General features: G+C 67.5%; 11 protein-coding genes. 5 read left to right on the top strand and 6 right to left on the bottom strand.

Annotation, left to right across the window (positions count from 1 at the left end; genetic code table 11):
• Positions 1-16 precede the first annotated feature (16 nt).
• From ON062_RS00950 to ON062_RS00940, 3 genes are read right to left on the bottom strand one after another with little or no spacing between them, the layout of a single operon-like run.
• Complete coding sequence (locus ON062_RS00950) at positions 17-1099, bottom strand: Gfo/Idh/MocA family protein (RefSeq protein WP_274645259.1); 1083 nt, start codon at positions 1097-1099, stop codon at positions 17-19.
• On the bottom strand, positions 1078-1776 hold the full coding sequence (locus ON062_RS00945; protein WP_274645258.1) for a ThuA domain-containing protein: 699 nt from the start codon (positions 1774-1776) through the stop codon (positions 1078-1080). The genes ON062_RS00950 and ON062_RS00945 overlap by 22 nt, the downstream gene beginning before the upstream one ends.
• Entirely contained in the window at positions 1773-2954 is a 1182-nt protein-coding gene (locus ON062_RS00940) for a Gfo/Idh/MocA family protein (protein ID WP_274645257.1), read from the bottom strand. The genes ON062_RS00945 and ON062_RS00940 overlap by 4 nt, the downstream gene beginning before the upstream one ends.
• Positions 2955-3034: 80 nt before the next feature.
• Between ON062_RS00940 and ON062_RS00935 the strand changes: the two genes are divergently transcribed.
• Positions 3035-4030 (top strand): substrate-binding domain-containing protein, encoded by a 996-nt coding sequence (locus ON062_RS00935; RefSeq protein WP_274645256.1) that lies wholly within the window; start codon positions 3035-3037, stop codon positions 4028-4030.
• Positions 4031-4053: 23 nt separating this feature from the next.
• Here ON062_RS00935 and ON062_RS00930 read toward each other — a convergent pair whose 3' ends face one another.
• Positions 4054-5826 carry an ATP-binding cassette domain-containing protein gene (locus tag ON062_RS00930; RefSeq protein WP_274645255.1) on the bottom strand — a complete coding sequence of 591 codons (1773 nt, stop codon included), beginning with the start codon at positions 5824-5826 and terminating at the stop codon, positions 4054-4056.
• Positions 5823-6926: an ABC transporter permease gene (locus tag ON062_RS00925; RefSeq protein WP_274645254.1), complete on the bottom strand. Its 1104-nt coding sequence runs from the start codon at positions 6924-6926 to the stop codon at positions 5823-5825. Before ON062_RS00925 ends, ON062_RS00930 begins: the two co-directional genes overlap by 4 nt.
• Positions 6927-7001: 75 nt before the next feature.
• Between ON062_RS00925 and ON062_RS00920 the strand changes: the two genes are divergently transcribed.
• Complete coding sequence (locus ON062_RS00920; RefSeq protein ID WP_274645253.1) at positions 7002-7625, top strand: TetR/AcrR family transcriptional regulator; 624 nt, start codon at positions 7002-7004, stop codon at positions 7623-7625.
• A complete protein-coding gene (locus ON062_RS00915) occupies positions 7622-9304 on the top strand; it encodes an MDR family MFS transporter (protein WP_274645252.1) in 1683 nt (560 codons plus the stop codon). The genes ON062_RS00920 and ON062_RS00915 overlap by 4 nt, the downstream gene beginning before the upstream one ends.
• Here ON062_RS00915 and ON062_RS13910 read toward each other — a convergent pair.
• Complete coding sequence (locus tag ON062_RS13910; RefSeq protein ID WP_274645251.1) at positions 9289-9678, bottom strand: response regulator transcription factor; 390 nt, start codon at positions 9676-9678, stop codon at positions 9289-9291. The two genes, ON062_RS00915 and ON062_RS13910, sit on opposite strands and share 16 nt — an antisense overlap.
• A gap of 237 nt (positions 9679-9915) precedes the next feature.
• On the opposite strand from ON062_RS13910, the gene ON062_RS00905 reads away from it, so the two are divergent.
• Both ON062_RS00905 and ON062_RS00900 read left to right on the top strand, forming a co-directional pair.
• Positions 9916-11319: an aspartate aminotransferase family protein gene (locus tag ON062_RS00905; RefSeq protein ID WP_274645250.1), complete on the top strand. Its 1404-nt coding sequence runs from the start codon at positions 9916-9918 to the stop codon at positions 11317-11319.
• 69 nt (positions 11320-11388) lie between these two features.
• A complete protein-coding gene (locus tag ON062_RS00900) occupies positions 11389-12813 on the top strand; it encodes a DUF2252 domain-containing protein (RefSeq protein ID WP_274645249.1) in 1425 nt (474 codons plus the stop codon).

Raw genomic sequence — 12813 nt, 5'->3', positions numbered from 1 at the left:
CCGAAGCACCACATCGTCATGCCGAGGCGGACGCGGTGAGCGGCACCACCGGTGGCCGCTCTACCGTCGTCGCCAGCACCACACGCGCGTGGTCGGCGGCGGCCCGGTGCAGCGACTCCATGACATCAAGCACGTGCAGGGCCATGTCGCCGCTCGCGCGACGATCACCCGCGACGAAGTCCAGCAACCCGATCCCCCGAGCCGCGTGCTCGTAGCCAGCGCTCACGGGCACCGGTGACCAGTCGTCCGCGCCGCGCATGCGCACCCGAACCTCACCGGCGTGCATGTTGGGGTCCGGAACCGTAAGCGCACCCTCGGTGCCGTACACCTCGATGGGGCGTGCGGACGTGGCCACGCCGTCGAAGCTCATCGTGATCGTCGAGATGGCGCCCCCTGCGTGTTCGAGCACACCCGCGATGTGCGTGTCGACCTCGACGCGCACGGACTCGCCGGCGCGCGGTCCGGTTGCGATCACGCGCGTCCGGTGCGCGCGCGAGGCGGCTCCCGAGACGGCGACCACGGGCCCGAGCAGCTGCACCAGGCTGGTGACATAGTAGGGACCCATGTCGAGCAGTGGGCCGCCTCCCGCCTGGTAGTAGAAGTCGGGAGCGGGATGCCAGTGCTCATGCCCCGGCGAAACCCACGATGCCGTTGCGCCGACCGGAGACCCGATCATCCCGCCGTCGACGGCGGCTCGCGCGGTCTGCACGCCCGTGCCCAGGACGGTGTCCGGCGCGCACCCCACGGGCACACCGGCCTGCTCCGCGGCATCCATCACCGTCTGCGCCTCGGCGAACGACGCCGCCAGCGGCTTCTCGCCGAACACCGCCTTGCCGGCGCTGATCGCCGCGAGGGCGACCTCAGCATGCGCGGCGGGAATCGTGAGGTTCAGCACCGTGTCGATGTCGGAATCTGCCATGAGTTCGGCGGTCGTGAGGGCACGGCATCCCTCGATCTCTGCGGCTGTCGCCTCAGCGCGCGACGCGTCCAGATCGGCGACGGCGGCGATGCGGATGCCGGGGTGCCCGGCGAGGGTGTCGAGGTAGGCGCGAGAGATGACCCCGAGTCCGACGATTCCTATCGCGTGCGTGCTGCCCACAGCATCCCCCTCTCGATGATGGTGCGGACGTTGTCGTCGCGCAGGACGTCGAGGCTGTGGCCCGGCGTGGCGACGAAGACCCGTCCCCGGCCCCACAGCCGCGTCCATACCGCCGGGGACACCAGCGGACGGCGCCAGGGGTGGTACGGCTGGACCGGGTGTGTGGTTGTGGCCAGCACATCGATCAGGCCGTCGTGCAGCACCCAGTACTGCTCGGTGTGCAGCGTGAAGTCATCGATGCCGTCGGTGATCTGGTGCTCTCGGCCGAGGTCGGTCATCTCCACGCGATACGTGAGGTAGTTGTCGGTCTCGTTCCCGCACACCTCGTCGGGATGCTTCGACGGATGCGTCGCGAACTGACCGCCGACGAGCTGCAGGTAGTCCGAGCTGTTGCGGTACGAGTCCGCGATCCCGCCGTGCCAGCCGGCCAGTCCGGTGCCCGCCTCGACAGCGGCGCGCAGGCCGTTCACCGCGTCGCCGGATGCCTCGGACATGGTCACGGACTGCAGGATCAGGTCGACGGATGCCATCCGCTCGGCATCCGCGTAGACCTCGGGGGTGTCTTCGATCGTCACGTCGAAACCCTCGGCCCGGAGGAAGGGGACGAACAGGTCCGTCGCTTCAACGGGGTGGTGCCCCTCCCAGCCGCCACGGACGATCAATGCGTTTCGGGTCATCGGGGATTCCTTTCGACCGGTGTCATCACAGAGTCATGGTTCGCGCTCGCCTCGACAGCGGCGAGCACGCGTTGCACGGCGGCGGCTTCGGCGAACGTCGGGGATGCGTCGGTGCCGCCGACGATCGCATGCACGAAGTCGACGGCCTGGTGGATGAACAGGTGCTCGTAGCCCAAGCCGTGGCCGGCGGGCCACCACGCCGCGGCATAGGGATGCTCGGGCTCGGTCACCTGGATGCGACGCAGACCCTGCTCCCCCGCGGGGTCATCGGCGCGGTAGTACTCGAGTTCGTTCATGCGCTCGAAGTCGAACGCGATCGACCCCTCGGATCCGTTGATCTCGATGCGGTTCGCGTTGCGGCGTCCGGTCGCGATGCGCGTCGCCTCGAACACACCGAGCGCTCCCTGTGCGAATCGCGCGGTGAAGGCGGCAGCATCGTCGACCGTCACGGGCAGCCGAGCGCCATCGGCGTCGCCCACTCCGCCCAGCCCCTGCGCCTGCGCCATCACGGGCCGATCGGCCACGAACGTGCGCATCGTCGCCGATACCGCGGTGATCACGTCACCAGTCAGCCACTGCGCGGTGTCGATCGAGTGTGCGCCGATGTCGCCGAGTGCGCCCGAGCCGGCCCGGTCTCGATCCATGCGCCAGGTGTAGGGAGCATCGGGGTCACTCAGCCAGTCCTGCAGGTACTGCGCGCGGACGTGACGGATCTCACCCAGCCTGCCGTCGGCGATCAGACGCCGAGCTGCGGCGAGCGCTGGAGTGCGGCGGTAGCTGAAGCCGCACATCGAGACTCCCGGCGCGGCGGCGGCGGCATCGGCCATGCGTTCGGCTTCGTCAACCGAATTGGCGAGCGGCTTCTCGCACAGCACGTGCTTGCCTGCGGCGAGCGCGGCGAGCGCCATCTCGGCATGCGTGTCGCCGGGTGTGCAGATGTCGACGATGTCGATGTCGTCGCGGTCGACGACATCACGCCAGTCGTCGGCGTAGCTGTCGAAGCCGAGCGACGAGGCCACGTCGCCGCCGTCCGGGCTGCGACCGACCAGCACGCTGAGCTCGATCGGGCGGCCGAGGTGGAAGAACCTCGGCGCCGTGCGCCACGCGTGCGCGTGCATGCGCCCCATGAATCCGCCGCCGATCACTGCGATCCGCAACGGAGTAGTGGATATCGACATTGATGTCCTTCCGTCGTCACCTGCCACGAGAGTGTCACCCCCATCACGCGCAGCACAGGAGTTTGCGCAATACTGGCGCGATGTCGTCACCCACGCTCGCCGAAGTCGCCGCGGCTGCCGGAGTGAGCGTCGCGACGGCCTCGCGGGCGCTCTCCGGCCGCGGCGACCTCTCCGCGGCGACCCGCCAGCGCGTGAGGAGCAGCGCGGCGGCGCTCGGCTACACGCGCGAGCGATCACGCGGGGGCCGACCACACGCCACCGCTCAGGTGTTCGATCTGGTGTTGGGCGGTTTCCACAACCCCTGGGCGGATGAGGTGGCCGCCGGAGCCCATGTCGCCGCGACGGCACGCGGCTTCGACCTGACGCTGACCTCGGAGAGGGATGCCCCGGGCGACGATTGGCCGGTGCGCATCCGCCGCAGAGGATCTGCAGGCGTCATTCTCGGGCTCATCGCTCCGACCACGCCTCAGATCGCGCTGGTGCGGAGCATCGGCGTTCCCGTGGTGGTGCTCGATCCTCCCTCCGAGTCGACCCACGACCTGCCGAGCGTGCGGACCACCGACATCGCGGGTGCCGCCGCCGCAGCCCGCCACCTGGCGTCTCGCGGCGCGACACGGTTCGCGGTGATCAACGGCTCACCGCCGTTCCGCTACGGACGTGCGCGCCATGCCGGATTCACCGCCGAACTCGCCCAGCACCTGCCCCACGCGCAGATCGACGTCGTGAGCAGCGCCTGGCGCGGAGCAGCAGCCAGGGACGCCGTGGTCCCTGTGTTGCGATCGCTTGCTCCCGATGACCGCCTGGGCCTGTTCGCCATCTCGGACGAGCTGGCGGCAGGAGCGTACGCCGCGGCAGCGGTCACGGGGCACCGCATTCCCGAGGACATTCTCATCGTCGGCTTCGACGACGTCCGCGGCGCTCGCTGGCTGACCCCACCGCTGAGGACGGTGCGCCAGCCGATCCGCGAGATGGCTGCGGCTGCCGTCGACATGCTCGCGGATGCCGTGGACGGCGCCTGCCTGCCTGCGGCGCCGACGATCCTGCGCACCGAGCTGGTCGTGCGCGGATCGACGTGAGGGCGCATCCCGCAACGCCTTCCTTACTCGTCGAGGAGAACCATCGCCTCTTCGAGGGTCGGTGCGACGTCGTCCACCTCGGCGTCGATCCCGCCCAAGGCGTCGCGGACTGCCGGAACAGATGAACCCGCGACCCGTACTGTGCGTCCGTCGAGCGTCGTCGCAAGCCCCGCTTCACCGAGCGCGAGGAACGCCCGCTGCCATTTGGTCGCACGCACGCGCACCGCGCTGAGGCCGGCGGTCAGTTCGGCGACCGAGCCCACACCGAGCAGCTTGCCGTGCGACATCAACGCCAAACGCGTGCACTGCTCCGCCTCTTGCAGATAGTGCGTCGTGACAATGACACCGCGACCCGCTTCGGCCTGCGCGTGGATGATGTCCCACAAGCGCGCACGAGAGAGCGGATCGACACCCGATGTCGGTTCGTCGAGCACCAACAGGTCGGGTTCGTGCTCGAGAGCAAGCGCGAAGGCAAGCTGCCGCTGTCGCCCCAAACCGATCGCTTTCACAAGACTGCGGTGGACCGGCCGCAGCGACGGCGGCAAGCTCGCCGGGTCGGTCTCGTACACCCGAGCGAAGAACCCCACGTTCTCGTCGACACTGAGCGTTTGATAGAGCCCGAGGCCTTGCGGCACGTACCCGAGACGACGACGGGATGCCGCGTCCGGCGCCTTTCCGAAGAGTTCGATGTCCCCCTCATCCGCGCTGTCGAGTCCGATGAGCGTGCGCAGGAATGTCGTCTTCCCGGCACCGTTCGCGCCGATGAGGCCGACGATCTCGCCGGCGCGCACGTCGAGCGAGACGTCGTCGACGGCGACATGCGAGCCGAAGCGGCGCGTGACCGAGTGGCCGGCTGCGTAAACCGCGCCGGGCCGGTTGCTCGTCGATTCAGCAGACGTCGACGCTGCGCCGAGCGCGGACTCCGAATCCGGCTGCGCGCGCTCGTTCGTTTCACCGTCGCCCTGTTCGCGCGCGGCCTGCACGGTGAGGGCGATGAGCGCGTCCTCGAGGTCGGGCGCGCCGAGCGGCGTCGCCCCGGCGGCAGCGCCGTCGTACCAGCCGTGGCGTTCGGTTCCGCGACGCCAGGAGTCGACCGGCGGTGAGGACTCCCCCGACAGCCGCGCGATGGTTCCGGGAACGGCCGCGATGATGCCGTCGGGTTCACCCGCGGCCAGAACTCTGCCTCCTTCGAGGGCGGTGACGGATGCCGCGCGTTGTGCCTCGTCGAGGTAGGTCGTCGCCATGAGCACAGCGGTCTCACCCGTCGCCGCGGTGGAGATGAGCCGCCACAGCTCGACGCGGCTGACGGGGTCCACACCGGTGGAGGGTTCGTCGAGAAGAATCAGTTCGGGTTCATGCAGAATCGCGAGCAGGAAGCCGAGCTTCTGTCGCATGCCGCCCGAGAGTTGGGCGCCGGGCCGAGCACGGGCGGCTGTGAGTCCTGCGCGTTCGAGCAGTTCATCGCCGCGCGTGCGGATCGCCTTGGCCGACATCCCGTAGGACTGGCCCACGAACCTCACGTTCTCGATAACCGACAGGTTGCCCCACACGCCCGACGTCGAAGGTTGGTACCCGATACGGCGCTGATCGAGGGTGCACACGTCTCCGGCATCCGGAATCAGTCGACCCGCAAGAATCCGCAGCAGGGTGGATTTGCCGGCACCGTCTCCCCCGACGACGCTTGTCACCCGCCCGCGCGGCACGTCGATGGTGACGTCGTCGAGCGCGACGGTGTCACCGAAGGTCACCCGCACGCCCGCGACGCCGAGCTCGGTCTTCGTCAGGGAACCCCTCACGCGTCCTTCGACGCCCTGCGCGCGTGTCGGCGCGCGACGCGCGAGGGCTTCGCCGGCGAGATGCTCGCGTGAAGGCGGAACACCGCAAGCCCGAAGATGACGATGGCCATCACCGTCAGCACCGTCAGCGGCAGCCACAGCGAGTCGAGCGGTGCGCCGCGCAACATGACGCCCTGCGAGATCATCGTGAAGTAGGTCAGCGGCAGCAGGTAGCCGATCCAGCGCACGCCCGCGGCCATGGCATCAAGCGGGAAGATCATGCCCGACAACAGGATCTGCGGCAGCAGCGTCATCATCGCCAGCTGGATCGCCTGACCCGATGTCTGCGACACCGACGAGATGAGGAGGCCAATACCGAGCACGGCGAACAAGAAAATCGCCGCGCCGAGCGCGAACACCCACACGTTGCCGACGAACGGTACATCGAACAGCCAGATGCCCAGCACTGCGATCAGAACGAGGTCGAACGCCGCCAAGAGGAAGTACGGCATGATCTTGCCGAGGATCACCCCGGTCGAGCGCAGCGGCATCACCGCCAGCTGCTCGAGGGTGCCCGACTCGCGCTCGCGCACCAGTCCGATGCTGGTGATGATCGTGCCGATGAAGGTCACGATGAGACCGATGATCGCGGGGATCATCACCCACGACGTCTTCAGGTCGGGGTTGAAGAGCACGTCGATCTCAACCGGCGGCGCCTGCGGATTCTGCGCCATCTGCTGCTCGGCCTGAGTGAAGAGCACGAGCGCGGATTGTGCCGCGAAGAGGTTCGATCCGTCGATCAGAACCGTCATCGCATCCGAATCGGCCACAATCGCGACATCGGCGCGGTCTTCGACCAGCAGTTCCTCCGCGTCGTCCTTCGTGGCGTCCGGCTCGGCGGAGATGACGTCGAGCGTGTCCGACAGGTCGTCGTTGTCATCGATCAGCGTCTCGACCTGGTCGGTCTGCGCACCCACGATCGCGACCTTGAACTCGTCCACCGTGAAGTTCGCCGCATAGCCGAAGATCACCAGCAGCAACAGGGGCATGACCACGAGCATCCCGAGCGTGCGGCGATCGCGCCGCAGTTCCTGAAACTCTTTGACGAAGACGGCGCGCATGACCCCATGCATTCCCACGCGGCGCGAGCAACGCAAGAGTTGCACTATCGGACTGAGAGTGTAAAGTTGCACGCTATGTCTGAGAGTGCACGTTCCCTGCGCGAACAGCGGGTGGTCGATACCGCGCGCGCTCTGCGATCACGCGCGCGCGAACTGACCGCCGAGCGTGGCATCCACGGCTTCACCGTCGAGGAACTCTGCACCGACGTCGGGGTCTCGCGCCGCACGTTCTTCAACTACTTCGCGACCAAAGAGAATGCCGTTCTGGGCGTCGCGATCCGCGCCGATCTCACAGGTCTCGACGAGCAGTTCGTCACCGGGTCGGGAACCCTGGTCGACGACCTTGCGGACCTGATGATTGCACGATGGGATGCCGCCGACATCGCCGTCGATGACTTCGCCTTGGTCGCCGCCGCCGTCGAGCGCTCACCCGAATTACATCGGCACTTCTTGGAAAATCTGGCGCAGAACGAGCGCGAGGACATGGCGCTGGTCGCTCGCCGCGAGGGAATCGACCCCGACGATGACCGCGCCACCGCGGCGGTGTTCCTCATGGGTGCCGTCATGCGACCCAGCGTCGCCGAGGTTCTCCGCCCCGAGGTCGAGGACGACTTCGCCACCATCTTCCGCCGCCGCCTCGAGGCCACCCGTGGCCTGCTCGCACCGATTTCTTCTTCGACCTCGAACGGAAAGTCATGACCACCACCGCCACGGAGCAACCCTTCCTGCTCACTCAACGGCGCATCTGGATTATCTTCAGCGCGCTCATCGCTGGCATGTTGCTGGCGAGCCTCGATCAGACCATCGTCTCGACCGCCATGCCCACCATCGTGGGCGAACTCGGTGGCGTCGAGCACCAGGTGTGGATCGTCACCGCCTACCTCCTCGCCACCACGATCGTCATGCCGATCTACGGCAAGTTCGGCGATGTGCTCGGGCGGCGACACCTGTTCCTCATCGCGATCGCCCTGTTCACGCTCGCATCGGTCGGCTGCGCGTTCGCCGGGGACTTCTGGATGTTCGTCGTCTTCCGCGCCATGCAGGGCCTCGGCGCTGGCGGTCTCATGATCTTGTCGCAAGCGATCATCGCCGACATCGTGCCCGCCTCAGAGCGCGGCAAGTACCTGGGCCCCATCGGCGGCATCTTCGGTCTCTCCGCCGTCGCCGGGCCCTTGCTCGGTGGATACTTCGTCGACCACCTCACGTGGCAGTGGGCGTTCTACATCAACATCCCGATCGGGATCGCCGCATTCATCATCGGCTTGGTCGCCCTGAAACTGCCGAGCAAGAAGGCAACGAAGAAGATCGACATCCTCGGTGTCGTGTTCCTGTCGGCCGCGACCACATGCCTCATCTTCTTCACCGACTTCGGCGGCGACGCCGCCCACGGCTGGGATGCACCCGAGACGTGGATGTGGGGTGCCGGGCTGGTGGCCGCCGCCGCCGCGTTCATCCTCACCGAGGCGCGCGCGGAAGACCCCATCATCCCGTTGGCGTTCTTCCGTAACCCCGTGTTCGTCAACGCCACGGCAATCGGTCTGTTGCTCGGCATCGGCATGTTTGCCGCCATCGGCTTTGTCCCCACGTTCCTGCAGATGGCCTCGGGCACGTCGGCCGCGGCATCCGGTCTTCTCATGCTCCCGATGATGGTGGGCCTCATGGGCACCTCGATCATGTCGGGGCTGCTCATCACCAAGACCGGGCGCTACCGCGTGTACCCGATCGTGGGAACGCTCGTCACGGGCGCCGCGATCGTCATGATGACGAGCCTCACCGCGGCCACCCCGATCTGGCTGATCTGCGTCTTCCTGTTCATCTTCGGCGCGGGGCTCGGCCTCATCATGCAGGTCGTAGTGCTGGTCGTGCAGAACGCCGTTCCAGTCGCCGACCTCGGGTCGGCCACCAGCACGAACAACTACTTCCGCGAGGTCGGGGCGGCGCTCGGCACGGCGGTGTTCGGCACGCTGTTCACCACGCGACTGAGCGAAAACCTCATGGACGTGTTCGCGTCCGCCGGGGCAGACCCTTCCGCCGCCGCCGAGGCCACCGCCACGATCGATCCGCAGACGCTCAGCCAGCTGCCCGAGACCGTGCAGGACGGCATCGTGAACGCGTACGCCGACGCCCTCGCGCCCGTGTTCTGGTACATCCTGCCCTTCATCGCCGCGGCATTCCTGCTGGCGCTCTTCCTCAAGCAGATTCCCCTGTCAGATGTTGCCGGTCTCGTCGCCCGCGGCGAGGCCATCGGCGGCGAAGAGGCAGAGCGGATCGAGGCCGCGCAGCGCTCGGGCGCGAAGACCTCCGAGGCGCCTGCGGCGGAAACCGGAGCCGGACCAGACACCGGCTCGGTCACGACCGACTCTCACTCGGTCAAGTAGTGCAGCACCGCGCGCACGCGACGGTGGTCATCGGCATCCACCGGGAGCCCGAGCGTGTCGTAGATACGCGACGTATGCTGCACAACGGCCTTATCTGAGCACCCGAGGGCTGCGGCGATCCACGAGTTGCTGCGGCCCTCGGCCATCAGTGCGAGCACTTCACGCTGACGCGGCGTGAGCTGCTCAACGCCGCCGCCGAGCATGCGCGCCCGAGAGACGAGAATCTCGACGACGTCGGGATCCAGCGCTGTGCCCCCGCGTGCCACCCGGCGCAGATCGCCGGTGAACACGTTCGCCTTCGCCCCCACCGGTGAGAACGCCCCGGCAGGTTCGCTGTCGTCGGCGACGTTCGAACGCACCGGAGAAGATGTCACATCCGTCACTCTGCAGTTCTTCGACGGGCGTGGCTTGGGCACCTGGGGCGCCCCGGCAACGCAGTGACGCGGGCGCAGGGTCGGGGAGACTTGGGGACCCCGCCCCTGCGCCCATCCCCTGACGGCGCACCATGACCGGACGGTTCGACGCGTAGCATCCGCGATTCGGACGAACCGGCCATGGCCGGTGACGAACCCGCACGAGTAGGGTCGAGACAACGCCAGAGTGGAGTTCTCATGTCGACACCGTCCTCGCGCGCCACGCGCTCCGAATCCGAACTGCAGCAGATGGCGAAGGACCACCTGTGGATGCACTTCGCCCGCCAGTCGGTGATGACCGAGGGCCCGGGCGTGCCCATCATCGTCAAGGGCGAGGGTCACCACATCTACGACTCGCAGGGCAAGAAGTACATCGATGGCTTGGCAGGCCTCTTCGTCGTCGCCGCCGGGCACGGGCGCAAGCGCCTCGCGCAGGCCGCGGCCGCACAGGCCGAGCAGCTGGCCTTCTTCCCCATCTGGTCGTACGCGCACCCCGCCGCGATCGAGCTGGCCGATCGCATCGCCAGCTACGCGCCGGGTGACCTCAACAAGGTGTTCTTCTCGACCGGTGGTGGCGAGGCCGTCGAGACGGCATTCAAGCTCGCGAAGTACTACTGGAAGCTTCAGGGCCAGCCCACCAAGCACAAGGTCATCTCGCGCTCGGTCGCTTACCACGGCACACCGCAGGGTGCGCTGGCGATCACCGGCATCCCCGCGATGAAGGCGATGTTCGAGCCTCTGACGCCCGGGGGTTTCCGCGTCCCCAACACCAACTTCTATCGGGCAGCCGACATGGGGGCGCCGTCAGAGAACCTTGAAGAATTCGGCGTGTGGGCGGCTGACCGCATCGAAGAGATGATCCAGTTCGAAGGTCCCGAAACGGTTGCCGCCGTGTTCTTGGAGCCGGTGCAGAACTCGGGTGGATGCTTCCCCCCGCCGCCCGGATACTTCAAGCGAGTCCGCGAGATCTGCGACAAGTACGACGTTCTACTCGTCTCGGATGAAGTGATCTGCGCCTTCGGCCGCATCGGGCACATGTTTGCGTGCGACGCGTACGACTACCAGCCCGACATGATCACGTTCGCCAAGGCCGTCACCAGCGGCTACTCACCCCTGGGCGGCACGGTCGTGAGCGACCGCATCTACGAGCCGTTCGCCCACGGCGACACTGCGTTTTACCACGGCTATACCTTCGGCGGGCACCCGGTCTCGGCCGCGGTCGCCATGGAGAACCTCGACATCTTCGAGGAAGAGGGGCTGCTCGGGCACGTTCGCGAGAACTCACCGATCTTCCGCAAGACGCTGGAGAAGCTCACCGATCTGCCGATCGTCGGCGATGTGCGCGGCGACGGCTACTTCTTCGGCATCGAACTGGTGAAGGACAAGGCGACGAAGGAAACGTTCAACGACGAGGAGTCCGAGCGCCTGTTGCGGGGCTTCTTGTCGAAGGCGCTGTTCGACGCAGGGCTGTACTGCCGTGCCGATGACCGCGGCGACCCCGTCATCCAGCTCGCGCCGCCGCTGACGATCGGTCCGAGCGAGTTCGACGAGATCGAGCAGATTCTGCGCGGTGTGCTGACCGAGGCGGGTAACCGACTCTAAGCCTGGGGATGCCGAGGTCCGGCGGTTCTGTCTCTCGCGCAGCCGCCCGACTTCAGCCATGATCTGATCATGCCCGTCGACGACCTGCGCCCCGCGTGGGACCTCCCTGTCCTCTCTCGCGCGGATTCACGCGCGCTCGGGCGCGGCCGACGCAAGGTCGCACCCCGTCGAGCGCTGGCCGGCCTCGACGTCGCGGCGGATCGCGACCCGGTCGCGCACCTCGAACATCAAAACGCCGACCGCGTTCCCGAGTTGGTGCCACTGCGGATGCAGCGGATGTTGGCCAACCCGTTCGCGTTCTATCGCGGCACGGCAGGACTCATGGCCGCCGACCTTGCCGCGGGAACGAGTTCGGGCATCCCGGTGGCCGCATGCGGCGATGCCCACATCAGCAACTTCGGGTTCTACGCCTCCCCCGAGCGTCGCCTCGTGTTCGACCTCAACGACTTCGACGAAGCGGCGATCGCCCCATGGGAGTGGGATGTGAAGCGGCTTGTCACGAGCGTCATCATCGGCGGCCGGCACGCGGGCTACGATCCTGCCGATGTGCACCGCACTGCCAAAACCGCGGTGCAGGGCTACGCCCTCGCCCTGCGGTCGAGCGCCGGAAAGAGCGCCCTCGAGCGCTACTACATGCACCTCAGCAGCGAGTTCGCGAACCAACGCATGAGCAAGAAGGGGCGCGCCGCCGCGAAAGCCGCGATCCGCGCGGCACAGAAGCGCACCGGTCTGCGCGCGATCGAGCGCACGACCGAGCGCGCCGAGGATGGCTCGCTGCGGTTCCGTGAGCAGGCTCCGACCATGACTCGAATGAGCCTCGCTGACGCCGAGCGCGCGGGCGGCACCGCGCACGCAGACGGAGGCATCGAAGAGCTCCTCGAGCAGTACCGCGCGAGCGTGCCGATCGACATCGACATCGTCCTGTCGCAGTACGTTCCCCGTGATCTCGCGCGGCGTGTGGTGGGTGTCGGCAGCGTCGGCACGCGGTGCTACCTGCACCTGCTTGTCGGTGCGGACGATGATGCCCTGGTGCTGCAGATCAAAGAAGCCGGCCCGTCGGTTCTCGAGTCTCACGGCGGGATCGCGCAGCCTCCTCGCCTCGAAGACGGTGTCGCCGCGCACGGCCACGGGTACCGAGTAGTCAGCATGCAGCGGATCCTGCAAGCCGTCTCAGACCCGTTCTTGGGCTACTTGCGAGGGCCCAACCGCGACTATTACCTGCGACAGTTCCACGACATGAAGGGGTCGATCGAGCTGGAGGGCCTCGCGTACGAAGCGTTCCACGACTATGTCGTGGGTTGCGCAGCCGTGCTCGGGCGTAGCCACGCCCAGAGCTACACCGCGGGCCAAGTCGTGGGCTATATCGGCGACCCCGCAGCGGCAAGCACGGCGCTGGTGACGTGGGCCGAGGCGTACGCCGATCTGTCGCAGCAGGACTATGAGCGCGCGTGCGGGCGGTGGGATGCCACGACCGGAGCGGACCGCGACGCGTAG

The sequence above is a fragment of the Microbacterium sp. C7(2022) genome, assembly GCF_028823665.1.
GTDB lineage: Bacteria > Actinomycetota > Actinomycetes > Actinomycetales > Microbacteriaceae > Microbacterium.
This window is presented reverse-complemented; position numbering and strand designations above follow the sequence as displayed.

Coding starts and splice junctions, on each gene's coding strand:
- ON062_RS00915 (WP_274645252.1), top strand. CDS start 7,622: ATGACCACCACCGCCACGGAGCAACCCTTCCTGCTCACTCAACGGCGC.
- ON062_RS00900 (WP_274645249.1), top strand. CDS start 11,389: ATGCCCGTCGACGACCTGCGCCCCGCGTGGGACCTCCCTGTCCTCTCT.
- ON062_RS00945 (WP_274645258.1), bottom strand. CDS start 1,776: ATGACCCGAAACGCATTGATCGTCCGTGGCGGCTGGGAGGGGCACCAC.
- ON062_RS00925 (WP_274645254.1), bottom strand. CDS start 6,926: ATGCGCGCCGTCTTCGTCAAAGAGTTTCAGGAACTGCGGCGCGATCGC.
- ON062_RS00920 (WP_274645253.1), top strand. CDS start 7,002: ATGTCTGAGAGTGCACGTTCCCTGCGCGAACAGCGGGTGGTCGATACC.
- ON062_RS00940 (WP_274645257.1), bottom strand. CDS start 2,954: ATGTCGATATCCACTACTCCGTTGCGGATCGCAGTGATCGGCGGCGGA.
- ON062_RS00905 (WP_274645250.1), top strand. CDS start 9,916: ATGTCGACACCGTCCTCGCGCGCCACGCGCTCCGAATCCGAACTGCAG.
- ON062_RS00935 (WP_274645256.1), top strand. CDS start 3,035: ATGTCGTCACCCACGCTCGCCGAAGTCGCCGCGGCTGCCGGAGTGAGC.